Origin of the sequence: Saccharothrix sp. ST-888 (genome assembly GCF_000955975.1) — a bacterium.
Classification (GTDB): domain Bacteria; phylum Actinomycetota; class Actinomycetes; order Streptomycetales; family Streptomycetaceae; genus Kitasatospora.
Genome location: NZ_JYJF01000043.1, coordinates 18,835 through 41,691 on the forward strand (window position 1 = coordinate 18,835; position 22,857 = coordinate 41,691).

Below are 22,857 nucleotides of genomic sequence, written 5' to 3' on the forward strand. Positions count from 1 at the left end.
TCGTGCAGAACCGAACGTAGCCCGGGTGGTTGCTCAGAGTCAACATTGGTCTCTGAGCGTGGATCTCGACCGAGCCCCCACCCGCACCGTGAACCGGCCGCTGACGGGCACGTACGATGGGTGCCATGTCATTTCTCCGCCGTCGCTCCGGCTCGCCCGCAGGACCGGACTTCGACGTGCTCGCGATGGACCCGGGAGACTGGCCCGGTCACTTCGGCGCCATGATGATGAGCGCTCCCGACGGCTCCTGCCAGGGCATCTTCCTGCGGTACGACCTGTTCGGCGGCCGCGGCCCGGCGATGTTCATCGGGAACCTGCCGGAGGGCTCGCCGGCCAGGGACACGGCTGACGGCGTCCCGTTCGAGGTCCACCAGCTGCTCGAGGCGCTGGAGAACGAGGAGCCGGTCGAGTTCGTCTCGGCGGAGGACTTTCCGGTCATGCTCGGGGACGACCTGCTGATCGTGAAGAAGGTCAAGGTCAGCGAGGAGCGGGTGTTCTGCGCCCAGTTCGGGCGCAGCGACGGCGTCCAGGTCACCATCGCCTCCTGGGACCGGCCGATTTCGGACGATCTCTACCAGCTGCTGAAGCCGCTGCCCGCGGACATGTTCCAGCAGGGCTGACCCGGTCCGGTCGCCGCGGCGGCGGATGGTGCCCGAGTGGGCGTTCCGCCGCGGCCGAGGACTGCTTGACGGTTTCGATCAATGCTTCGTACAGTCACGAGCATGTCGTGTCGCCGCCTGCTGCTGACCCGCCGCAGCTATCTCGACCTGCGGCGGACCGCGAGCGCGGCGTGTCCGGGCTGCTGAGAGGGGACCGTCCGTCCCCTCGGTGGCGCGCGCCCGGCTGAACCGAGCGGCCCAGGGGTGTCTCGGGGCCGGGGACCTCGGTTCCGGGGCGCCGCGTCCGGAATCGCACACCGCCGCGGTGTGCCGCCCGCAGTCTGCCGAGCATCACGCTGCCGCCCCGGAGGCCCCAGCATCATGAGCACCCGTTCCGCCGACCGGCCGACCGACGGACCGTCAGCCGTCGCCGAGGCCCTGGCCCGCCTGCCCCGGGTGGTCGACCTGCTCGCCGCCCGGGCCGAGGAGCACGACCGGGACGCGACCTTCCCGTACCAGGGGATCGAGGCCCTGCACGAGGCGGGCCTGCTCACCCTGACGGTGGGCCGGCGGTACGGCGGCCCGGGCGGGACGCTCGCCGACACCGTCCGGGTGCTCGGCCAACTCGGGCGCGGTGACGCCTCGGTGGCCGTACTCGCCGCCTTCACCCTGCTCCAGCACGCCGAGCAGGCCAGGTCCGCCCGCTGGCCGACCCCGGTCTACCGCAAGCTGATCGGTGAGTCCCGGCGCGGACCCGCCCTGGTCAACACCCTGCGCACCGAGCCCGGTGGCACACCCGGCACGGTGGCGCGGCGGGCGGCCGACGGGGGCTGGGTGCTGGATGGCCGGAAGACGTACTGCACCGGATCCGAGGCACTGGCCTGGATGGCGGTCTGCGCCAGGACCGACGAACCGGCCCCGCGGACCGGCCTGTTCCTGGTGCGCGGCGACACCGAGGGCATCGAGGTCGACCCGGTCTGGGACCAACTCGGGCTGCGCGCCAGCGCCGGGCACGACGTCCTGTTCAGCGGTGTGCGGGTGCCCGCCGAGGCCGCGATCGGGCTGACCGAGGCGGGCGGACCGCGTCCGGAGGCCCAACTGGCCGCCGAACGCCTCGACCTGGCCTGGCACGACCTCGCGCTGTCCGCCGTCCACCTGGGGGTGGCGCGCGCCGCGCAGGACTGGCTGGTGCGCTTCCTGAGCCAGCGGACCCCCGCCGACCTGGCAGAGCCTCCCCCAGCCTCCGGCCGGGGGTACCCCCACGCTGTTCTGCCCCGCTACCGGACCGCGCTGGGCGAGATCGAGAGTTCGCTGATCGCCGCCGAGGAGCTGGTCGCCGGGCTGGCCGCCGGGGTCGACCGGGGCGAGCCGGCGGCCGTGGCCCGCAGTTCGGCCGCCCAGCTGATCGTCAACCGCACCACGACCGGGGCCGTTCAGCAGGCCGTCACGCTGACCGGGAACCCCGGGCTGAGCCGCCGCCACCCACTGGAACGCTACCTGCGCGACATCCTCAGCGGCCGGGTGTACTTCCCGGCCGACGAGGTGGTGCTCGATGCGGTCGGGTGCGCCGCCCTTGAGCGCGGCGCACGCCGGGAGCACTGAGCGCACAGGGGGCGCAGCGCCTCTCGGGGGCGCGGGGAACTGCACGAAACGGGAGACCGTCTGCGGGTCGGCCGAGCTCGGTGGGGAGGGGGGCTCGGTCACCTGCCGGTGGGGCGGTGCACTGTGGTCTCGCGGCGGGCCGAAGCCCGGGATCCTTCCGTCTCGCGCAGCTCCCCGCACCTCCGGCGGCGCTGCGCCCCGGCGCCTCGGAGGCAGTCCCGTGCCTCCGAGGCGCCGTGCCTGGCACGGCGGTTCAGCGGGTGCCCACTGCGGCGCGGACCGCTCGGCGGGCGAGGGCGGCGTCGTCGTACAGGCGGCGGATCATGATGCGCTGCTCCTCGCCCGCGCCGGGCACGTCGTGCAGCCGGATCTCCCGCATCAGCACCAGCACCAGGTTCACCAGGAACGCGTCCCGCGCCACCGTCCCGCCGGACTGGGCGAGTTGGCTGATCTGGCGGCGGGCGGCGGTGTCTCCGGAGAGGACGCTCCAGAGCACCGCGAGGTCGTACCCCGGCAGGTACCACCCGGCCTGTTCCCAGTCGAGCAGCACCGGGCCGGAGGGCGCGAGCAGGATGTTGCCCAGCAGCGCGTCACCGTGGCAGAGCTGCCAGGAGGTGTGCTGGACACCGTGCAGCAGCTGGCGCAGGTCGCCCGCGTCCCGGTCGGTCAACTGGCCGACCGAGTGGAACCGGGAGATCTCCAGGTGGTAGTCGAGCGGCTTGCCGAAGACGTCCGTCGGCGGGCGCCACAGGTTGAGCGTCCGGACGGCGCCGAGCACCGCGCGCACCTCGCCGGGCGTCGGCGCGTTGACCGGGTGCCGCTCCCGGGAGGCCGGACGGCCGGGGACCCGCTCCAGCACCAGGACGCAGCGGTCGTGGTCGGCCGCGACCAGCCGGGGCAGCCGGACCGGCGGACGGTGCCGGACGAAGGCCCGGTAGACCGCCACCTCGTGGTGGAAGCGCTCGACCAGCTGGGTGTGCTGCTCGCTGCGCAGGGCCTGCGGCGCCACGCACTTGGCGACCACGGGGGCCCGGCCGATGGTGCCGGCGATCAGGATGTGCTGGCTGCCCTCCCGGAGTACCTGGCGGGGGAGGAAGGCGGGACATATCCGCGAGATGTTGGCGACCGCCGCCCGCACGGCGGGAGTCTGCAGCGCCGCCGGGTCGACCCGGTCCACCGAGGGGTCGGCGTGCCGGCCGCGCAGCAGCCGCTCGGCCCCGGCGCGCGCGGCGTACTGGTCGACGGGCCGGAGCGGGGCCGGTCCGCCGGGGCCGCGGCCCGCCAGCGCTCGGGGGTCGCGGAGGTCGGCACCACGCGGGGCCGGGCCCTGCCCGGGTCGGCCGCCGGCGGCTGCGGTGGGGGGGCGCAGCGCAGTGCGGGTCTGGGTGGTGCCGCTGGTGGCTGAGGAGTACATGGGGGAGTGAGAGTCCCTTCCTGGCCGGTTGGTGGCCCCTGCCGGTGAGAGCCGACGCCCTGATGTCTACGGAACTGCCCGGCCGGCGCGGGTTCCTGGCGCACCGTCGGGGCAGGGAGGGTGGAACGCAGGCGCCGGGCACGGACGGTGCGGGGGCGGAACCCCGCGGCGGCGGTGGCGGGCCGTCCGCACCCTGGGGAAGTGCGGAGGCCGCCGTCGCCGTGGCCGTGCCCGGCGCCTGCGCGCCACCCGGCCGCGCCACCCCCTCGGATGAGGCCTCGGGAGCGGTCGTTGACGGCCGGTCAGATATGGCCTGACCGGGTCTTCGGCCGTCCCGACCCGAAGTCGAGGTGGCGCACTCCTACCTGACACCCGACTGCCACTGGTACACCATGTGGCGGACCCTGGCGAAGCCTGGCGAATGGTCGCGTGGCACATGACAGAGCTACTAGTGTCGAAATCAGCCGAGGAACCTGGGGGCTTCACGTGAGCAAGGTGCCGAACGCCAGACTCGCCGACCTCTTCGCCCTGACCGGCTGGTCCAAGGGCGAGTTGGCCAGGCTGGTCAACCGGCGGGGTGCGGCGATGGGTCAGCAGCAGCTGTCCACCGACACCTCGCGGGTGCGGCGCTGGATCGAGCAGGGGGAGATCCCGCGCGACCCGGTGCCGAGGCTGCTGGCCGCCGTGTTCACCGAGCGGCTCGGCCGTGTCGTCACCACTGAGGACCTCGGTCTGGAACGACACCGGCGAACCAGGCCCGGTATGACGCCGTCGGCAGAACCCTGGGAGTCGGATCGGACGGCCGCGGTCCTCACCGAGTTCACGGGAATGGACCTCATGCTCAACCGACGCGGATTTGTGGGGGCGTCAGCCACGCTCACGGCCGGTGCCGTCATCGCCGACAACCTGTACGACTGGCTCAGCGGCCCCGACGTGGCGTACGCGGCGGAACGCCCCGGTCCCCGGAAAGTGATCACCCAGGGGGGCCCGCACCCCGTGGTCGACGTGTACGAACCCGGTCCGGTGGGCGCCGACGAGGTGGCCGCGCTGGAGCACTCGGTGGAGGTGTTCCGGGCCTGGGACGCCTCCCGTGGCGGCGGCCTGCAACGCAAGGCGGTGGTCGGCCAGTTGAACGAGGTCGGCGGCCTGCTCACGCACGACCTGACCCCCGGGGTGAAGCAGCGGCTGTGGACGGTCGCCGCCAACCTCTCGGTGCTGGCCGGCTGGATGTCCCACGACGTGGGCCTGGAGCCCACCGCCCAGCGGTACTTCGTGATCGCCGCGCAGGCCGCCCGGGAGGCCGGGGACCGGCCGCGGGCCGGGGAGGCGGTCTCCCGGGCGGCCCGGCAGATGCTGCACCTGGGCCGGGCCGACGACGCCCTGGAGCTGATGCAGCTCGCCCAGGCCAGCAGCGGTGAGCGCGCGATGCCGCAGACCAGAGCGATGCTGCGGACCGTCGAGGCCTGGGCGCAGGCCTCGCTCGGCCGCTCGGCCGCGACCCGCAGAGTGCTCGGCGAGGCCGAGGAGCTCTTCGTGCAGCGCAACGACGACCCCGCGCCGAGCTGGATGCTGCTCTTCGACGAGGCCGAACTGCACGGTATGCAGGCCCTGGTCTACCGGACGCTCGCCGAGCACGACCCGGGCGCCGTCAGGCTGGCCGAACTGCACGCCCGGCAGGCGATCGACCGGCGGGCCAGGAACGGCCGGGAGCGCTCCGCCCTGCTGGACCGGATCACGCTCGCCTCGGTCTACTGGATCTCCGGCGAGCCGGACGAGGCGCAGGTGCAGGCCAAGATGGCGCTGGCGTCGATCAGCCAGACCTCCTCGATGCGGACCTGGGACCGGCTGCGCGAGATGTACCGGCTGTCGGCGAAGTACCAGGGCATTCCGGCGGTCGCCGAGCTGCGTGACGAGATCGACTCCGTGATGCCGCAGCGGCCCCGCACCATCTGACCGGCTCCGTCGGACTCCAGGGGTCCGATCCGGCCGGGGGTCGACCGGGTCCCGATCCGGACGGACGGGGTGCCCGGGAGCGGCGCGGTGGTGGCTTGATCAGGTCGCGGCCGCGCCGCAGTTGTGTGCAAACCGGGTGCGTTGTCGGGAGATCTGCGGACCGTTCCAGGTGGGGCCGGTGCGGGCGGTCCGGTTCCGGTGTCGGGCCGGTGGAGGGCGGGTAGTCCTGATCGGTCTTGTGTGCGTAAGGGGCGCCCAGGCGGTAACCTTCGGTGATTCCGGCGCCCGGGGCGCCCACGCAGGACCGACCAGTAACCCCCGGCGACGGAAATCCCGTTGCCCCCTACGACTGCCGCAACGGATGCTGACCTCATGTTCGAGCCAGTGATAGCGCCCAGCGCCAGCCTCCTCGGCCTCCTTCAGCGAGGCCGCGGTGACGGGCAGCTGCATGCGCTGGCAGCCGACCGCGCCGAGGCGCTCGCCGCCCTTGAGGAATGCGTCACCAGCGATCCACGCTCCGACTGGCAGGTCGAGAACCGCTCGCTCTACTACGCACGGCTCTACATGGAGCTGGAGGCTCCGCTCAGCGGTCTGGAGCACCACCTGCACGACCTCGCCGACGTCTTCGACCAGGACGAGGGCCGTACCGGCCTCGCCCTCGCGGTCCTCGGCCACCTCGCCGCCTACGGCCGCCGTGACGCCCTCGACCTGCTGCGCGGGTACACCGCCGTCGGCACCAACTGGGCCTGGGCCCTGGACGAGCTGGCCCTGCGCGACGACGACCGCTCGCTGCTCTCCCTCGCCCCGGCCGTGCTGGCCCGTTTCCCCGAGGACGAGCGCGGCGAGGCCGAGCTGCGCGCCGCCATCCGCTCCGCGTACGAACCGAGGCCGTGGCGGCTGTGGGCCGCCCAGCACCCGAGGATCGCCGCCGCCAGCGAGCAGTCGCCCTTCGACCTCTGGCAGCGGCAGCTGAACCGCAGCGGTGTCACCCCGGGCTGGAGCACCGCCGACGTGTTCGCCTGGGCCGACCAGGCGGAGCCGGGCTCCGACGGCGGATCCCCGGACAGCGGCGCGGTGGCGCGCCGGGCCGCCGCGGCGGCCCGCTGCCTGGCCGCCGTCGTCCGCCCGCAGGACCGCGACGCGGTACTGGACGCCGCGCTGGTCGGCGCCCCCGGTGCCCGGATCGCCGCCCTGCGCTATCTCGCGGACCAGCAGGATCCTGCCGCACCCGCCCTGATCGAGACTGCGGCCGCGGACATCGACGAGCGCATCGTCACCGCCGCCCTGGAGCTGGTCGGCCGGATGCGCGGCCCCGAGGTCCTGGGCCATGCCCGCCGCTGGGCCGACCCGGACAGCGGCGGCGCCGACAGCGCGCTCGGCGAGGCCGCCGTCCAGCTGCTGGCCGACTCCGGGGAGCCCTGCGACGGGCCGCTGGTGGTCGCCGCGCTGCGCCGCTGGCTCTCGGTCCGCGGGGTGGGCGGTGCCGGGCTCGGCACCCTGGTCGACGGAGCGGGGCGGCTGGCCGCCGTGCACGCCGTCCCCGCCCTGCGCCACATCTACGGTGAGGCGGCCTCCTCCGAGCTGCGCGGCCGTGCGGCGCGGGCCCTCGCGGTGACCGATCCGCACTTCGCCCGGGGCATCGCCGTCGAGTGCCTCTGGGACTGCGAGGAGACCACCCGCGAACTCGCCGCCCGGCATGTCACCACCACCGGCGACGTCCGGGTGCTGGAGCGCCTGCGCCGCCTCGCCGCCGACCCGGCCGAGGAGGCCGAGGTCCACGCCGCGGTACGCGGTCGGCTGACCTCGCGGGACCGTACGTAGCCGCAGGCGGACGCTGCGTACGGAGCGCGGCGCTGGTCGGCTGACGGCGCGCGGGACGAGTCAGGCGGGTCGGCACGAGGTGACGGGGAACCGGACGCCCCGTACCGGGTCGGCGCCGGCTGGGGCATGATGGCGGGGCCGTTCGGCCGTTCCGTCCGTCGTTGTCCGTGCTTCCGTCCTCCCTGGAGCAGCTGTTCTCATGAACCGTTCCCCTTCGCGCCTCCTCGCCCGTGCCGCCACGCCCGTCGCCGCCCTGGCGGGAGTGCTCGCGCTGGCGGGCCCCGCGCTGGCGCACGTCGAGGTCGAGTCGGACGGGGCCCAGGCGCTGGCCGTCGGCGCGGTCGTCTCGTTCAACGCGGAGGGTGAGTCGGACACGGCCGGTATCAGCCAGATCCGGGTGGCACTGCCGACCGGCATCGCGCCCGGGGACGTGACGCTCACCGACGGCCCGCAGGGGTGGAAGCTCGCGCCCGCCGCCGACGGCTACACCGTCGCCGGTCCCGCGCTGGCGCCGTCCAAGGCCGCCGACTACAAGATCAAGGTCCGGCAGCTGCCGGATGCCAAGGAACTGGTCTTCAAGTCGCTGGTCACCTACTCGGACGGCCACGTCGACCGCTGGATCGAGCTGCCGCAGTCCGGGATCACCCCGGAACACCCGGCTCCGGTACTCAAGTTGGCCGCTGCGGCCGCCGGGGCGACCCCGCTGCCGGCCGACCCGGCCGCGAGCGGGTCCGCCTCCGCCGCGCCGAGTGCCCCGGCCTCCGCTTCTGCTGCTGCCGCTGTGTCGGTCTCGGCTTCCGCTGCTTCTGCCTCTTCCCCCGCTTCCGCTGCTTCTGCCTCCGCTTCGGCGAAGGCGTCCGACAGCAGCTCGTCCTCCGGCAACGCCCCGGTGATCATCACGGTGGTGGTGGTCCTGGCGGCAGCCGTCGTCGGCACCGTCTGGTGGCGCCGCCGCTCCATCGGGAGCTGACCCGCAGACGGGCCCCGCCCGCTCGGGGAGTTTCCGGCAGGCGCTGTCCTGCTCCGGTCCAGGCCGGAGCAGGACAGCGGCATCACGCGATCGAACCGGCGTCCGGCGCGAGGACGTCGCCCGTGACCAGGCCGATGATCACCGAACCGAGGGCCACCCGGTAGATCACGAACGGCAGGAAGCTGTGCGTGGAGATGTACTTGAGGAACCACGCGATCGCCGCGTAGCCGACCAGGAAGGCGATCGCGGTCGCGAACAGGGTCGGTCCCCAGGCGGGTGCCGGACCTTCGCCGATCTTGAACAGCTCCAGCACGCCCGAGGCCAGCACCGCCGGAATGGCCAGCAGGAACGAGTACCGGGCGGCCGCCTCCCGGCTGTAGCCGAGCAGCAGACCGGCGCTGATCGTGCCGCTGGACCGGGACACCCCGGGGATCAGGGCCAGCGACTGCGCCAGCCCGTACCCGGCCGCGTGCGGGAAGGTCAGGCTGCTGATCGGCCTGGCACGGCGGATCGCCCGGGAGCGGTCGGCCAGCGCCAGGATCACGCCGAACACGATCAACGTGGTGCCGATGATCCGCAGATCGCGCAGCTCGGTCTCGATCGAGTCCTGGAACACCTTGCCGATCACGGCGATCGGCAGCGTGCCCGCGATCACGTACCAGCCCAGCCGGGCGTTGGGGTCGCTGCGCCGCTCCGGCCGGAAGAGGGAGGCCGCCCAGGCGCTGACGATCGCGACGATGTCCCGCCGGAAGTAGATCAATACGGCCGACTCGGTGCCCAGTTGGATCACCGCGGTGAAGGTCGCGCCGGGGTCGTCCCACCCCGCCAGCGCGGAGAACACCCGCAGATGAGCGGAGGACGAGACGGGGAGGAACTCGGTCAGTCCCTGGACCAGGCCGAGGACGGCCGCGCGGAGCCAGTCGATCACCGGGCGCCTGCCGAAGCGGTCCGTGGGGCGGTGCTCATCTGCGGTCCTGTTCTCGTCGGGGCGGCGCGAGGCCGGAGCCGGTCGAACGCAGACAGCTGAGATGTATGGGCGCTGTCCTGGGCATCAACACGGCATCAAGACCGCTCGAACTGGCTTTCTTCCGATCGATGGTGTGCGAAGCTGACGGTGTGACAATCTCCGAATTCCCGATCCGCTACGACAGTTGGTTCGTTCCGCTGGCCACCGCATTCGGCCTGGGACGGCGCCGGGCGGGCGTCCGGATCGGCGAGGGTGTCGTCACGGTGCGGCTGGGCTGGGCCTTCCGCGCGCGGATCCCGCTGAACACGATCCGCTCCGCCGGCCCCGACAGCGGCGGGGTCACCGGCTGGGGCGTGCACGGCTTCGGCGGACACTGGCTGGTCAACGGCTCGGCCAAGGGGCTGGTCCGGCTGGAACTCGATCCGCCGGTGCGCGCCTACGCCGTCCAGGTCCCCGTGCGCCTGCGCGAGCTGCGCCTCAGTCTCGACCAGCCCGACGTCTTCCTGGCCGCCCTGCGGAAGAACTGACCACTGCCCCGGGCGAGTTGCCCGACCCGGCCCGGCAGTCCGGCAGTCCGGCAGCCCGGTACCCGGCGCCGGCAGAGCGCGGGTCGGGCCATCGCCGTCAGGGGCCGGGGTGGCCGCGCAGGAGGGAGAAGCGGAGCGGGGTGCCGGGGCGGGACTGGGCGGCGGCGGCGAGGTCGGCGGCCGGAACGACGCCGATCACCGGGTAGCCGCCGGTGGTGGGGTGGTCGGCGAGGAAGATCACGGGCAGGCCGTCCGGCGGAACCTGGACCGCCCCCAGCACCATTCCCTCACTGGGGAGTTCACCGTCCCGGGCCCTGGCCAGTGCGGGGCCCTCGGTGCGCAGCGCGATCCGGTTGCTGGCCGCGGCCACGCGGTAGCGGGCGCGCGGCAGCCCGGCCAGCGCCGCGCCGGTGAACCAGTCGGCCCGGGGGCCGGGCCGCAGGCGCAGCACCAGTTCGGCCGGGGGCGCGGGCAGCGGGACGACGTCCACGCCGGGGTGCGGCCCGACGGCGGGGCCGACCGGTAGCACCTGGCCTGCGGTCAGCGGTGCCGGGCCGAGCCCCGACAGCAGATCGGCCGAGCGGCTGCCGAACGCCTCGGGCACCGCGAGTCCGCCCGCCACCGCCAGGTAGCTGCGCACCCCGTGCGTGGCGGGCCCGACCTCGACCACCGCCCCGGCGGGCACCGCGACGGGCCCGCCCCACGCGGCGGGGCGCCCGCCGACCAGTACGGGGGCGGGTGCGCCGGTCACCGCGACGAGCACCGGGGCGAGCGCCTCCAGTGCGACGCCGCCCATGGTGGTCTCCAGGGCCGCTGCGCCCGGCGGGTTGCCGACCAGTCGGTTCGCCGCGCGCAGGGCGGGTCCGTCCAGGGCGCCGCCGCGAGGTACGCCGAGGTGTGCCACGCCGCGCCGGCCGAGGTCCTGGACCGTCGTCAACGGCCCTGGTCGCACTACCAGCAGGCCGCTCATCGTCCGCCCTCCCGAAAGTCTCTGATGCCCTGTCAGGTTGCCGGTGCGTCTGCGCCGCCACGGACCGGCACGAAGCGCACCCGGACACCGGGGGCGAGCAGCGCCGGGGGCTCGCGCCGGATGTCCCAGAGGGTGAGCGCGGTGCGGCCCAGGAGCTGCCAGCCGCCGGGGGAGGCGCTCGGGTAGACCCCGGTGAACTGGCCTGCCAGAGCGACCGATCCGGCCGGCACGGAGCTGCGCGGAGTCTCGCGGCGGGGCACTTCGTAGCGTTCCGGCAGGCCGGTCAGGTAGCCGAAGCCCGGGGCGAATCCGCAGAATGCCACCCGGTACTCAGGCGCACTGTGGATCCGGACCGCCGCCTGGGGTGAGACGCCCCACAGTGCGGCGACCTCGGCCAGGTCGGCTCCGTCGTAGACCGTCGGCACCTCGACCAGCGGGCCCTCGGCGGGCGGGTGCAGGGGGATCGCCCACCCGGCCAGCGTCCGCAGCAGGAGCGGGCGGGCGGCGACGCCGTCCAGCAGGACGGTTCGCGCGGCGGGCACGATCTCGGTGATCTCCGGGAGTTCGTCCCGTCGGGCCAGCAGCTCGACGTACAGCGCCGTCACGCGCTCGATCCGGTCGGCTTCCACCAGCACGGCGTCCTCGCCGACCTGGTGCAACGTCAAACCCTCTGCCATGGAACGCCACCCCTGCCGTCGTCACCGAACCCCCTTGCCGTGCCGTGCCCGTGCTGTGTCTGCGCGTGCCCGTACCGGTGCCGATCCGCCGGATCCGGTCAGGAGAACGGTTCGACCCGCACACCGGCCGAGGCCAGGGCGCCGCGCACCCGCCAGGCCAGCTGGGCCGCGCCGGGTGTGTCGCCGTGCACGCAGAGCGAACGGGCCTCGACGGCGACCGGTTCGCCGCCGACGGCGGTGACCAGGCCGTCCCGGGCGATGCCCACGGCGCGCGCGATCACCGCCTCCGGGTCGTGCACCACGGCCTCCGGGTCGCGGCGCGGCACCAGGGTGCCCGCCCAGGTGTAGGCCCGGTCGGCGAACGCCTCGGCGACCACCGGAAGTCCGACGCCCTCGGCCACCGCCAGCAGCCGCGAGCCGGGCAGTCCGAGTACGGGCAGCGGCCCGTCGCAGACCGCTCCGGCCCGCAGCACCCCCGCCACCACCGCCTCCGCCTGCTCGGAGTCGCCCACCACCTTGTTGTAGAGCGCGCCGTGCGGCTTCACGTACGAGACCCGGGAGCCGGCCGCGCGGGCGAAGACCTGGAGCGCGCCGATCTGGTAGGCGATCTCGTCGGCGAGTTCCTCCGGCGGGACGTCCATCGCCCGGCGTCCGAACCCCGCCAGGTCGCGGTACGAGACCTGGGCGCCGATCCGCACCCCGCGTTCGGCGGCCAGTGCGCAGACCCGGCGCATGATGGAGGGGTCGCCGGCGTGGAAGCCGCAGGCCACGTTGGCGCTGGTCACCACGGAGAGCAGGGCCTCGTCATCGGTCAGGCTCCAGCGTCCGAATCCCTCACCGAGATCCGCATTGAGATCGATCACCGCATCGGCCACGCCACGCCCGCCTCCCGCGTCCTGCTGCCGCGCCTGCCCAGGCCCGCTGTTCGGGTTGATGGTAGGGCCTGGCCGGTGGCCGGGGTGAACGTGACCCGGCAGGGGAGCGTGCACCGGGCTGCCGCGCGCTCCGCCGAGTGGCGGAACCCGCTACGGCTCCGTGCTCCCTTGGGAGTTGCGCGGCATGCGCACGGCCCGCAGGGTCAGGCCGTCGGCGGCCGGTCGGCCTGCGGGGCACCGACCCGCTCCAGGCGCCGGATCCCGCGCAGCACGATCAGCAGCGGCAGCACGCCCACGATGCCGAACGACATGTCGATGAATCGCCAGTACAGCGGAATGTCGCGCAGCGGACCGCAGATCAGCGCCAGCGGGATGACCCCGGCGCAGGCGGTCATCGCCCGTTCGATGACCCAGACATTGCGCACCGGGTCCTGGATCGGCCCCCAGAAGGCCACCGCGATCACCAGGTGTGCGAAGGCCAGCCAGTCGGTGCCGTAGGCGAGGAAGGGGTAGCGCGCGCCGGTGTCGGCCAGTCCGTCGCGCACTTGCTCCGCCCAGGCGGTCGCCTCCGGGACGGCGCTGCCGAGCGGTGAGCCGCCGATCAGGTCGGCCAGCCAGCGCGACTCGGTCTGCAGGGGGAAGGCGGTCAGACCGCTGGCCACCAGGCAGACCACGAAGATCCACAACCAGGTCCTGACCCGCCGCAGCTCGACGGCTCCGGCTGCGGCGCCCTCGCCTCGGCTCCGTCCGTCCGCCGGTCCCGCGACTGCCAGCTCTGCCATGACCACGCCCCCCACGCGTCGGAGCGGCGGTCGGACCTGCCGTCCGCTCGCTCGGAGCCGACTCCAGGCCTCGAATTGAACGCGTTCAACTCGATCTCGGGCCGCCGGGGACCGGGCCGGCCGGGCTCGTTTCGGACCTTCCCGGGGTGAACCTCTAATCTTGTCCCCCGTGACCGCCATCGCAGATCAGAGCGCCGAGTACGAGCTCCGGCCGCCCGCCGCAGCCGCCCGGCCCGCCCCGGGCCCGGCCGCCGACGAAGGGCTCGCCCGCCGACTCAAGGCGCTGGCCTGCACGGCCCCGCTGCACGACCTCGACAACCGCAAGGTCAACCTGGCCGGCGAGTACGGCTCGTACACCATGGCCGAGGTCGGCCTGGCCGTGATCGACCTGGTCACGCTCAACATGGACTTCGACACCGGAGCCGACCGGGACGCCGTACTGGCCCGGCTGCTGCCCCGGGTCGCCGCGCAGAACCCGGCCCGCGCCGCCACCGAGCACGAGCGGGTCGCCCGCTGGGTGCTGGAGTCGCTGATCAACGTCGGCAGCGTCGACCGGGGCTTCCGCGCGGTCTACGGCACCTTCGGCGCCGACGGCGCGTACACCAGGCGCGACTACGACTTCAAGCTGATCGAGGAGGTGCCCGGTCCCGACGGCGGCGTCTACCTGCGCACCACCGACGAAGCGGTCAACGTCCTGGTCGGCGCGCTCGACACCGACGTGACGTCCGCTCAGATCGCGGCCGAGGTCAAGCTGGAGGTGCTGATCCGCCGAGGGCGACTCGCCGACGCCCAACTCGCCGCCGAGCAGGCCCGGTACCGCACCGTCCAGTACGCCGAGACGCTGCGCCGCGCCCTGGAGGCCACCCGCCGCAACGTCCGCGCGGTGGACTGGATGCAGGCCATCCCCGACCTGATCGACGAGGCCCTCGACCACATCGCCGACCGGTACCGGCACGAGAACGCGATCCTCACCAACATCCGCAAGGCCCGCGACGAGACCGAGGAGCCGGAGCACAAGCGCCGCGCCGCCGAACTGGTCGACATCGTCAAGGACTGCATCCGCCGCCACACCCAGCTGCAGACCCGCCTGCTGGAGGCCGGCCCGCTGTTCCGCGCGGAGCAGGACCGCCAGGCCTTCGCCACGCCCAGCGTGCGCAGCGGCATCGACCTCTACGGCCAGCTGCTCGCCCCGCTGCTCGGCCTGCCGATAGCCGATGCCACCCGGCCGACCGACGCCTTCTTCATCCGGGGCATCGGCCTGCGCACCCCGGTCTCGGTGCGCGTCGCCGACCTGGTCGACCTGCTGTTCACCCCGCCCGTCGAGCGCGAGCACCTCGGCGCCGAGCTGCCCGACCCGGACCTGGTGGCCACCCCCGACGACAGCCGCTTCTCCGAGGCCCAGCTGGAGGCCGCGCTGGAGCTGCTCGACCTCCCCGTCGACGCCCCCCGACGCCTCTCCGGCCTGCTCGCCGACGCCCGCCGCCAGGACCCGGAACTCCCGTACCTCGTCGCCCTGCTGGCGGTGCACGCCGCGAGTCCGCCGGTCGGCACCGCATACCGGCAGGGCGAGGAGCGCCTGCTCTTCGCGGTGGACGACGGCACCCGGCTGGACGACGCCGAGTTCGGCGGCGCGGATCTGATCGTCGGCAGCGCCATGCTCGACGCCGTCGGCATGGCGGCCGACCGCAAGGACGCCAGCTGATGCCCCGCCGTCCACTCGAGGTCGGACGTCAACTGGCAGTCCCCCAGGGGTGCGGGGAACTGCGCGAGTCGGAAGGCCACCTCCGTTCGCTCGGGATCGGACGTCAACCGGCACCTCGCCTTCCCTCAGTGGGGCGGTGCCGCTTGCCCTCCGGGGGACGGTGCGGCGCGGGTGTCTTCCGTTTCGCGCAGTTCCCCGCGCCCCTTGTGGCCTGCCGCCGGCCCGTAAGCCGTACAGTTCCTCCCCGTACCACCCGCAAGGAGCACCGCCCGTGATCACCCACCCCGACGCGAACTGGGCGCCCGATCCCGAGCCCGCCCCGGCCCCGATCACGCCCGCAGACGTCGCCGACGCCGCCCGGCTGGTCTCCTTCGGCCTGCAGGCCAAGCTGCTCCCGGCCCGCGACGCGGAGTACGCCGAGCTGATCCGCCGGCACCGCGAGGACCCGGCCTTCGCCAGGCTGGCCGACGCCGTCGCGACCGGCATGGGCCTGGTGGTGCTGGAGGTCTCCCCGCGGGCGGGGATGGCCGTCGCCGCCGCCGAGGAGTCCGTCTTCGCCGTGCGGATGGGCGACTACTCCCGCCGCGCCGCCGCCGAGTCCACCGACCGGTTCCTGCACGGCCTGGCGCACCTGGCGGTCGCCGCGATGTCCTTCCCGCGTCCGGAGGACCTGGCCGACGACGGCTACCTCGGCCGGGTCAGCGTCAACGGCGTGGACGCCTTCGTCCGCCAGGCCTGCCGCCGGCTGGAGGAGCAGGCCGAGGCCGCGGGCGCGAACACCGACCCGGCCAGCGACTCGCCCGGCCTGGAGTCCGCCTGGCGGGTCTGGGCCCGCCGCAGCGCCACCGGTGCCACCAAGGACGCCCGCCGCCTGGCCGGCTCGACCATCGGCATCGTCTCCAAGGCGGTGCTCTTCCTGGTCGACTCCGGCTTCCTGCAGAAGGTCTCGGACGACTCCGGGGGCACCTACCGCACCACCGCGCGCTACCAGCTCCAGGTCCGCGACATGGCGGGTACCGCCGCGATGGCCGAGCTGCTCGACCTCGGCGTGGTCGTCGTCTCCGACGGCTCCGCCAGTCTGCTGCCCGCCGACCACAGCGAGGAACTGGTCGCCGACGCCGGCCTGCCGTTCCACGCCCTCTGAACCACCCCGCCCGCACCCCAGCCCGCACCGCCCACCCCCACCGTCCGCCCGACGTCACCCGCACTCCCGGCCCGGCCGCCCCCCACGGCCCGGCCCTACCCTCTGATCAGCCCAGCTCCAGGAGAATCCGCACCTCATGTACGAGCTCAACCGGGTCCGCCTCTACTCGATCGGACCGGCCGGCGCCCGCTACGCCGACACGGTGCTCGACCTGCGCGGCGTCGGCGAACCGGTGCCCGAGCCCGCGCCGCAGCAGATCGGCCTGTTCGGCGAGGAGCTGGAAGGCCCGCGGCGCCGCCCCGCCCCCGCCGGTGTGCTCTTCCTGGAGAACGGCGGCGGCAAGTCCGTCCTGCTCAAGCTGATCTTCTCGGTGATGCTGCCCGGCCACCGCAACACCCTCGGCGGCGCCAGCTCCGGCGTGCTGCGCAAGTTCCTGCTCGCCGACGACTGCGGGCACGTCGCCCTGGAGTGGCAGCACACCCTCACCGGTGAGCTGATCGTGGTCGGCAAGGTCAGCGAGTGGCGCGGCCGCCAGGTCTCCTCGGACCCACGCAAGTTCGCCGAGCTCTGGTACTCGTTCCGGCCGGGACCCGGCCTCACCCTCGACTCCCTCCCGGTCGCCGAGCGGATCAACCTGGCCGACCAGAAGGCCCGCGGCCGCCGCCGCACCATGAAGGGCTTCCGGGACTCCCTCACCGAGGCGGGCAAGGCCCACCCGCACCTGGACCTCACCTTCGAGGAGGTCCACGACCGCTGGAACGAGCACCTCGGCGAGCTCGGCCTGGATCCCGAACTCTTCCGCTACCAGCGCGAGATGAACGCCGACGAGGGTGAGGCCGCCGGTCTCTTCGCGGTCAAGCACGACTCCGACTTCACCGACCTGCTGCTGCGCGCGGTCACCGACACCCGGGACACCGACGGCCTCGCCGACCTGGTGCACGGCTTCGCCGCCAAGCTCGGCCGCCGCGCCGAACTCACCGCCGAGCGCGACTTCACCGCGGGCTCGCTCGACCTGCTCCAGCGGATCGTCGACTGCACCACCGCCCGGGAGAGCGTCCGCGAGACCCACCGCACCGCCGAGCGCCGTACCCGCCGGCTGGCGCACGCGCTCGCCAGCCGCGCCGCCGCCGAGCGCGACCGCGCCCAGGACCTCGCCGTGGAGGTCGCGGCCGCCGCGAGTGCCGTCACCGCCGCCGAGACCGACCGCACCCGGCACTCGCTGATCGTCGCCGAGCTGACCCACCGCCACGCCACCCTCGGCCTCGCCGCGGCCACCACCGAAGCCGCCGCGCTGCGCCGCGAGCTGATCGAGGCCCGGACGCTGCACTCCGCCTGGCAGGCCGCCGAGGCCGTGCTGCGCCACCGCGCCGCCGCCGACCGGGTGGCCCGGGTCGCCGTGGCGATCCGCGAGGCCGAGCTGGACGCCGCCCCGGCGCTCGCCGCCCGCGCCAAGGCCGCAGGCGCCCTCGCCCGTGCGCTGGAGACCGCCGCCGTCGCCGCCGAGACCCGCGCCGACCAGGAGGAGCTGCGCGCCGAGGAGCTGCAGTCCGACGGCTCCACCGCCCAGGCCGAGGCCACCGCCGCCGCCACGGCCGCCCAGAAGGCCCGCAGCGAGGACGAGCACCTGCGCCAGCGCCTCGCCGAGGTCGAGCAGGAGACCCAGGCGGCGGTCGAGGCCGGCTGGATCGACGCCGATGCCGACGAGCCCGACCCGGCCCGCGCCGCGCTGTTCGCCGCCGACGCCGAGAAGGCCGCCGGCGCCGCGCTGGAGAAGGTCCGCGCCATCGCCGAGCAGTCCGCCGCCCGGGTCCGGGAGGCCGCCGGTCTCGAAGCGAAGGCCGAACTCGCCGCCGCCCGCGCCAGCGACGCCCACGCCGCGGCCCGGCGCGCCCTCGCCGCCGAGCAGCGCACCGCCGCCCTGCTCGCCACCGAACCCCGGCTCGCCGACCTGCTCTCCCTGACGCCCTACCAGGAGGGCGCGGAGGAGGGCGAGGGCTTCCTCACCCCCGCCGTGCTCGACGCCACCGCCGACGACCTGCGCGAGCAGCTCGACCAGGCCATCGCCACCGCCGAGCGCACCCTCTTCGACCTCCGCACGGCGGCCGCCGACGACTCGCGCATCCTCGCCGCCCTCGGTGACGGCGGTCTGCTGCCGCCGGGTCCGGACGTGCTCGCCACCGTCGAGTACCTCGGTGAGCACGGCATCCCCGCGCTGCCCGGCTGGCGCTACCTGGCCCAGTCCGTCGACCCGGCCGACCACGACGCGATCCTCGCCGCCCGCCCCGAACTGGTCGACGGAGTGGTCGTCACCGACCCAGGCTCGCTCGACCGCGCCCGCGAAGCCCTGCAGAGCGCCGCCCTGCTGCCCCGCTCCACCGTCGCCGTCGGCACGGCGGCCTCGCTGATCGCCCCGATCGCCGACGAGCCCGCGTTCTTCCTCGTGCCGCCGAACCCGGCCATGCACGACGAGAGCGCCGCCGACGACGAGCGCCGCGAACTGCGCGCCCGCGCCACCGCCCGCGAGGAGCACATCCGCGAACTCGCTGCCCGCCTCGGCGGCGACCGTGCCCTCGCCGCCCGCCTCGCCTCCTGGCACGCCAGCTGTCCGCCCGGCACCCTGGCCGAACTCGCCGAGGCCGCCGAGGCCGCCGCACTGGCCGCCGAGACCGCCGGCGCCGAACTCGCCACCCTGCGCGCCGAGCACGCCGAGGCCGAGACCGACCACGCCGCCGCTGCCGCCACCCACGAGGAGCACCGCGAGCGCGCCCAGCGCGCCCGCCGCCGCGCCGACGCCCTGGCCGGCCTCGCCTTCCGGCTGCGCGAACGCGCCAACTGGGCCCGCCGCCGCCGCGAACTCACCGAGGACGCCGCCGAGTGCGAGCGCCGCCAGGCGGTCTGCGCCGAGCGCGCCCGCACCTGCGACGAGGACCGCCGCGCCGCCCAGCGCGCCGCCGACGACGCCCGCCGCACCGCCCGCACCCTGCGCGCCGAACGCGCCGAGATCTCCGCCGGTACCGAGACCGACGAGCCGGACCAGGCCGCCGCCTCGCTGCCCACCCTGCGGGAGGCGTACCGGTCGGCGTCCCAGCTGTACGAGAAGGTCGGCGTCGGCGCCGACCTGCGCGCCGAACAGGCCCGAGCCGAAGGCGACGAGGCGGCCGCCGCCACCGAACTCGACCGGCTCACCAACAAGGTCCGCACCCGGGCCGAGGAACTGCTCTCCAGCCCCGACGGCGCCGACGGCCCCGCCCGCCAGGCGGCGGCCGCCCGCGCCGAGGAACTGGTCGCCACCATCGAGGCCCGCTCCGCCACCGCCAGTGAGCAACTCGGCCGCCTGCGCGGCGAAGCCGAGCGCTCCGCGCCCGCCGACGGCGTCGAGGCCCACACCGAGCTGCCCGAGGACCTCGTCCCGACCGACCCCGAGCACGCCCAGGCCCTGCTGCGCACCGCCACCTCGCTGCTCGCCGAGCGCCGCGAGCAGGTCGAGACGGCCAGGACCGAGTACGCCGACCTCCAGCGCACCCTGGACACCGCGCAGAGCGCCGCCGCCGACTTCGACGAAGCCGCCGGCCAGCTCCGCGACGGCCTGCGCGACAACCCCGAGGAGCCCGAGCAGAGTTCGGAGCCGTACCTGGGCAGCCTCGCCGAGGCCCGCAGCACCGCCAACGAGACCCGCCGCACCCTGCGCGCCGCCGCCACCGAGCTGACCGCCGCCGAACTCGCCGTCCGCGATGCCGCCGACGCCCTGATCCGGCACGCCAACGCGGCCCGCTTCGAGGCCGTCCGCACCCCCGCGCGCCAGCAGATCCGCGAGCTGCCCGCCGCGGCCCTGCCCGACCACGCCGCCGCCTGGTCCGTCGCCTTCGCGCCCCGACTGCGCGTCCTGAGTGACGAGTTGGCGCAGCTGGAGCGCAACCGCGGGTCCATCGTGGACCGCCTGCGCGGGCTGGTGGAGAGCTCGCTCGCCACCCTGCGGGCGGCCCAGCGGCTCTCCCGGCTGCCCGAGGGCCTGGGGGAGTGGTCGGGGCAGGAGTTCCTGCGGATCCGCTTCGAGGACCCGGACCACGCGCTGCTGGTCGAACGCCTCGGCGAGGTCATCGACGAGGCCACCAGGGCCGCCGTCAGGAAGAACTCCGACCTGCGCCGGGACGGCATGTCCCTGCTGCTGCGCGGGGTCGCCGCCGCCATCGGCCCCAAGGGCGTCAGCGTCGAGATCCTCAAGCCGGACGCCGTGCTGCGCGCCGAGCGCGTCGGCGTCGGCCAGATGTCCGACGTCTTCTCCGGCGGCCAGCTGCTCACCGCCGCCATCGCGCTCTACTGCACGATGGCCGCGCTCCGCGCCAACGACCGGGGCCAGTCCCAGCTGCGCCACGCCGGAACGCTCTTCCTGGACAACCCGATCGGCCGCGCCAACGCCACCTACCTGCTGGAACTCCAGCGAGCGGTGGCCGATGCCCTCGGCGTCCAGCTGATCTACACCACCGGCCTCTTCGACACCACCGCGCTGGCGGAGTTCCCGCTGGTCATCCGACTGCGCAACGACGCCGACCTGCGGGCCGGACTCAAGTACATCTCGGTCGAGGAGCACCTCCGCCCCGGCCTCCCGGCCCCCCAGGACCCGGACGGCCCGACCATCCACGGCGAGATCACCGCCACCCGGATGTTCAAGCGCCCGGCCGAGGCGGCAACCGTCTGAGCCGAGCCCTCCAGGGGCCGGGACGGCCCCTTGGAGGGCTCGGCCCCCATCAGTCACCTCCCCGGAGTGCGGCGTGCTACCCGATCTGACGGACAGTCACGCCGGCCGGGTCTCGGTAGCCTCGGTCCACGAGGGTCCACGGGGTCCGGAGGGTCCGGAACTCCGCCCTCGCCGGATACTTGGGGGCAGGATGCTGGTACTTGCGCAGGTCAGCGACGTACATCTCGGCCAGGACCGGGAGGGCGACGGCGGCGAGCGGGCGGCGGCCAGGACCGCCAGGGTGATGGACTACCTGAACGGGCTGCCGGGAGAGTTGGATGCCGTCCTGGTCACGGGCGACATCGCCGACCACGGGTGGCCCACCGAGTACGAGACGGCGGCCAAGCTGCTGGACTCCCGCCACACCGTCCTCACCTGTCCCGGGAACCACGACGTCCGCGAGGCCTACCGGGCCGGGCTGCTCGGTGAGGAGGCCACCGGCGGTCCGGTGAACCGGGTGCACGAACTGCCGGGGGCGACGGTGCTGATGTGCGACTCCAGCATCCCCGGCCGGCACGACGGACTGCTGGACGAGGAGACCCTGGACTGGCTGGACCGGCAGCTCGCCGCCCGTCCCGAGGTGCCCGCCCTGGTCGCCTTCCACCACCCGCCGGTGGCGCTGCACGTCCCGTACGTGGACGAGATCCGGCAGTTCGGTGAGGAGCGCCTGGCCGAGCTGCTCGGCCGCCACCCGCAGGTCGTCGCCCTGCTCTGCGGGCACTCGCACACCCCGGCGGCGACCAGCTTCGCCGGACTGCCGCTGCTGGTCGCCCCCGGCGTGGTCTCCACCGTCAACCTCCCCTGGGAGGACGGCGGGACGGTCACCTTCGACCACCCGCCGATGGTGGCGTTCCACATCCTCGACGACGAGCGCCGGTTGACCACCCACTACCGTCCCGTGGTCTGATCCGGCCCACCCGCCCCGGACCCGGCACTGCTCGCGGCCGTTACGGACGGCTCCCCTCCCGCTGCCGCACGGACACGTACTGCACCCGCATCGGCTGCCCGGTTCGGTGGCGGGCCCGGCCGAAGCGCCGTACGCGGCGGGCAGGTTGCCGCCGACGGCCACGTTCAGCACCAGGAAGAGGCCGTGGTGCAGGGCCTGGTCCCGGCCGGCCGTCACCCGGTGGAACTCGCGCCCGTCCCGGTACCAGCGGACCTGCTCGGGGCTGCCGGAGCGGTCGATCTCCACCGCGTCGGCGTGGAAGCCGCCCCAGCACCCCTCGCAGGGTGGTCGGCGGCGGGACGGCTGCCCGCCGGGCCGTCGAAGCCGTCCCGCAGGACCCGCGTCCAGCCGTCGGGGCTCCCCCGGCAGCAGCCCGGCCTCGGTGAGCAGCGGCTCCAGGCGCGGGGTGAGCACGACCACCGGCGGCGGCAGCGGCGCGGCGAAGACGTTGACCGCCATCGCCAGGTAGCCGACGGCCCCTCGTGGAAGCAGGCCCGCATCCGCCAGGGCGCGCGGATCCGGCGCAGCGAGGTGCCACCGAGCAGGTGCAGGTTGCCCAGCGCCCAGCGGTACTGCTGGCCGATGGCGCTGCGCCGGTAGACGGCGTTGCTGCCGCAGCGGACGGCGGCGTCGCTGGCGTCCCCGGAGGGCTGGATCCAGCGGAAGAACCACTTCTGCGCGGAGCCTGCGGCGCGCTGGATTCACCCCATGGACCCGTCGGTGTCGAAGCACTGCGGGCTCTGCACGATGCCGATCCGCCGGTCGGCGAAGTAGGGCGGCAGGTGGCGCAGGAAGTCGGGGCGGGGGGCGAAGTCGGCGTCCAGGATGGCGATGTACTCGGCGCTGCTGAGGGTGAGCGCGTGGTTGAGGTTGCCGGCCTTCTTCAGGTGGCCCCGGCCGGGCCGGACGACGTACCGGTAGCCGTGCGCGGCGGCCAGGTCGGCGACCTCGGGCCGGTCACCGTCGTCGAGGACCCAGACGGTGAGGGCGCCCGGTGCCCGTACGGCGGCCACCGCGCGGTAGGCGTTGGCGAGGACGGCGAGGAACGGCCACAGGGCCGGGGTGCGCAGCGAGAAGGTGAGCATGGTCGCCGCGGTGAGCGAGAAGTGGTACGGGAAGGCGATCGACAGTCATCTGGCCCACTCAGCCGTTCAGTTGACAGCTTCGGGGAAC

Annotated in this window: 17 protein-coding genes; 10 read left to right on the top strand and 7 right to left on the bottom strand. The window is 74.4% G+C overall.

Annotated features, from left to right (window positions below; genetic code table 11):
* The first annotated feature begins 125 nt into the window (after positions 1 to 125).
* Together UK12_RS15880 and UK12_RS15885 are read left to right on the top strand one after the other, a co-directional pair.
* Complete coding sequence (locus UK12_RS15880; RefSeq protein ID WP_045303622.1) at positions 126 to 620, top strand: hypothetical protein; 495 nt, start codon at positions 126 to 128, stop codon at positions 618 to 620.
* A gap of 360 nt (positions 621 to 980) precedes the next feature.
* Positions 981 to 2,201: an acyl-CoA dehydrogenase family protein gene (locus UK12_RS15885; RefSeq protein WP_045303623.1), complete on the top strand. Its 1,221-nt coding sequence runs from the start codon at positions 981 to 983 to the stop codon at positions 2,199 to 2,201.
* Between the two features lie 253 nt (positions 2,202 to 2,454).
* On the opposite strand, the gene UK12_RS15890 is transcribed toward UK12_RS15885, so the two are convergent.
* Positions 2,455 to 3,615, bottom strand: coding sequence for an aminoglycoside phosphotransferase family protein (locus tag UK12_RS15890; protein WP_082119654.1), 1,161 nt, complete (start codon positions 3,613 to 3,615; stop codon positions 2,455 to 2,457).
* Positions 3,616 to 4,101: 486 nt separating this feature from the next.
* Here UK12_RS15890 and UK12_RS15895 point away from each other — a divergent pair, with 486 nt between their 5' ends.
* From UK12_RS15895 to UK12_RS15905, 3 genes are all read left to right on the top strand, one after another.
* Positions 4,102 to 5,568 (top strand): DNA-binding protein NsdB, encoded by a 1,467-nt coding sequence (locus UK12_RS15895; RefSeq protein ID WP_045303624.1) that lies wholly within the window; start codon positions 4,102 to 4,104, stop codon positions 5,566 to 5,568.
* A 372-nt stretch (positions 5,569 to 5,940) separates the two neighbouring features.
* Entirely contained in the window at positions 5,941 to 7,389 is a 1,449-nt protein-coding gene (locus UK12_RS15900) for a hypothetical protein (RefSeq protein ID WP_045303625.1), read from the top strand.
* A gap of 199 nt (positions 7,390 to 7,588) precedes the next feature.
* Positions 7,589 to 8,359: a DUF1775 domain-containing protein gene (locus tag UK12_RS15905; protein ID WP_045303626.1), complete on the top strand. Its 771-nt coding sequence runs from the start codon at positions 7,589 to 7,591 to the stop codon at positions 8,357 to 8,359.
* An 82-nt stretch (positions 8,360 to 8,441) separates the two neighbouring features.
* Here the strand turns inward: UK12_RS15905 and UK12_RS15910 are convergent, their stop codons facing one another.
* Positions 8,442 to 9,284, bottom strand: a complete 843-nt coding sequence (locus tag UK12_RS15910) for an undecaprenyl-diphosphate phosphatase (RefSeq protein WP_045303650.1) — start codon at positions 9,282 to 9,284, stop codon at positions 8,442 to 8,444.
* 191 nt (positions 9,285 to 9,475) lie between these two features.
* Here UK12_RS15910 and UK12_RS15915 point away from each other — a divergent pair, with 191 nt between their 5' ends.
* The gene (locus UK12_RS15915; RefSeq protein ID WP_197084893.1) at positions 9,476 to 9,853 is read left to right on the top strand and encodes a hypothetical protein; all 378 of its coding nucleotides are present in this window, start codon (positions 9,476 to 9,478) and stop codon (positions 9,851 to 9,853) included.
* Between the two features lie 97 nt (positions 9,854 to 9,950).
* Here UK12_RS15915 and UK12_RS15920 read toward each other — a convergent pair whose 3' ends face one another.
* From UK12_RS15920 to UK12_RS15935, 4 genes are all read right to left on the bottom strand, one after another.
* The gene (locus UK12_RS15920) at positions 9,951 to 10,823 is read right to left on the bottom strand and encodes a biotin-dependent carboxyltransferase family protein (protein WP_045303627.1); all 873 of its coding nucleotides are present in this window, start codon (positions 10,821 to 10,823) and stop codon (positions 9,951 to 9,953) included.
* Between the two features lie 32 nt (positions 10,824 to 10,855).
* Positions 10,856 to 11,500 (bottom strand): 5-oxoprolinase subunit PxpB, encoded by a 645-nt coding sequence (gene pxpB, locus UK12_RS15925; RefSeq protein WP_156178755.1) that lies wholly within the window; start codon positions 11,498 to 11,500, stop codon positions 10,856 to 10,858.
* A 98-nt stretch (positions 11,501 to 11,598) separates the two neighbouring features.
* Positions 11,599 to 12,375, bottom strand: coding sequence for a LamB/YcsF family protein (locus tag UK12_RS15930; RefSeq protein ID WP_045303628.1), 777 nt, complete (start codon positions 12,373 to 12,375; stop codon positions 11,599 to 11,601).
* A 203-nt stretch (positions 12,376 to 12,578) separates the two neighbouring features.
* Positions 12,579 to 13,157 (bottom strand): hypothetical protein, encoded by a 579-nt coding sequence (locus UK12_RS15935; protein WP_197084894.1) that lies wholly within the window; start codon positions 13,155 to 13,157, stop codon positions 12,579 to 12,581.
* A gap of 283 nt (positions 13,158 to 13,440) precedes the next feature.
* On the opposite strand from UK12_RS15935, the gene UK12_RS15940 reads away from it, so the two are divergent.
* The 4 genes from UK12_RS15940 (at position 13,441) to UK12_RS15955 (ending at position 21,645) form a co-directional block, all read left to right on the top strand.
* Positions 13,441 to 14,859 (top strand): hypothetical protein, encoded by a 1,419-nt coding sequence (locus tag UK12_RS15940; RefSeq protein ID WP_197084899.1) that lies wholly within the window; start codon positions 13,441 to 13,443, stop codon positions 14,857 to 14,859.
* Between the two features lie 271 nt (positions 14,860 to 15,130).
* Positions 15,131 to 16,003, top strand: coding sequence for a hypothetical protein (locus UK12_RS15945; RefSeq protein WP_045303630.1), 873 nt, complete (start codon positions 15,131 to 15,133; stop codon positions 16,001 to 16,003).
* A gap of 136 nt (positions 16,004 to 16,139) precedes the next feature.
* The gene (locus UK12_RS44420) at positions 16,140 to 20,699 is read left to right on the top strand and encodes a hypothetical protein (RefSeq protein ID WP_045303631.1); all 4,560 of its coding nucleotides are present in this window, start codon (positions 16,140 to 16,142) and stop codon (positions 20,697 to 20,699) included.
* A 190-nt stretch (positions 20,700 to 20,889) separates the two neighbouring features.
* Positions 20,890 to 21,645 (top strand): phosphodiesterase, encoded by a 756-nt coding sequence (locus tag UK12_RS15955; RefSeq protein ID WP_045303654.1) that lies wholly within the window; start codon positions 20,890 to 20,892, stop codon positions 21,643 to 21,645.
* Between the two features lie 740 nt (positions 21,646 to 22,385).
* On the opposite strand, the gene UK12_RS41300 is transcribed toward UK12_RS15955, so the two are convergent.
* Positions 22,386 to 22,769, bottom strand: coding sequence for a glycosyltransferase (locus UK12_RS41300; protein WP_052681912.1), 384 nt, complete (start codon positions 22,767 to 22,769; stop codon positions 22,386 to 22,388).
* Positions 22,770 to 22,857: the final 88 nt, after the last annotated feature.

Bases quoted from the DNA above. Each gene is read 5' to 3' on its own strand.
- UK12_RS15885 (WP_045303623.1), top strand. From the start codon at position 981: ATGAGCACCCGTTCCGCCGACCGGCCGACCGACGGACCGTCAGCCGTC.
- UK12_RS15890 (WP_082119654.1), bottom strand. From the start codon at position 3,615: ATGTACTCCTCAGCCACCAGCGGCACCACCCAGACCCGCACTGCGCTG.
- UK12_RS44420 (WP_045303631.1), top strand. From the start codon at position 16,140: ATGTACGAGCTCAACCGGGTCCGCCTCTACTCGATCGGACCGGCCGGC.
- UK12_RS15900 (WP_045303625.1), top strand. From the start codon at position 5,941: ATGTTCGAGCCAGTGATAGCGCCCAGCGCCAGCCTCCTCGGCCTCCTT.
- UK12_RS15920 (WP_045303627.1), bottom strand. From the start codon at position 10,823: ATGAGCGGCCTGCTGGTAGTGCGACCAGGGCCGTTGACGACGGTCCAG.
- UK12_RS15880 (WP_045303622.1), top strand. From the start codon at position 126: ATGTCATTTCTCCGCCGTCGCTCCGGCTCGCCCGCAGGACCGGACTTC.
- pxpB (WP_156178755.1), bottom strand. From the start codon at position 11,500: ATGGCAGAGGGTTTGACGTTGCACCAGGTCGGCGAGGACGCCGTGCTG.
- UK12_RS15955 (WP_045303654.1), top strand. From the start codon at position 20,890: ATGCTGGTACTTGCGCAGGTCAGCGACGTACATCTCGGCCAGGACCGG.
- UK12_RS15905 (WP_045303626.1), top strand. From the start codon at position 7,589: ATGAACCGTTCCCCTTCGCGCCTCCTCGCCCGTGCCGCCACGCCCGTC.
- UK12_RS41300 (WP_052681912.1), bottom strand. From the start codon at position 22,769: ATGCTCACCTTCTCGCTGCGCACCCCGGCCCTGTGGCCGTTCCTCGCC.
- UK12_RS15935 (WP_197084894.1), bottom strand. From the start codon at position 13,157: ATGGCAGAGCTGGCAGTCGCGGGACCGGCGGACGGACGGAGCCGAGGC.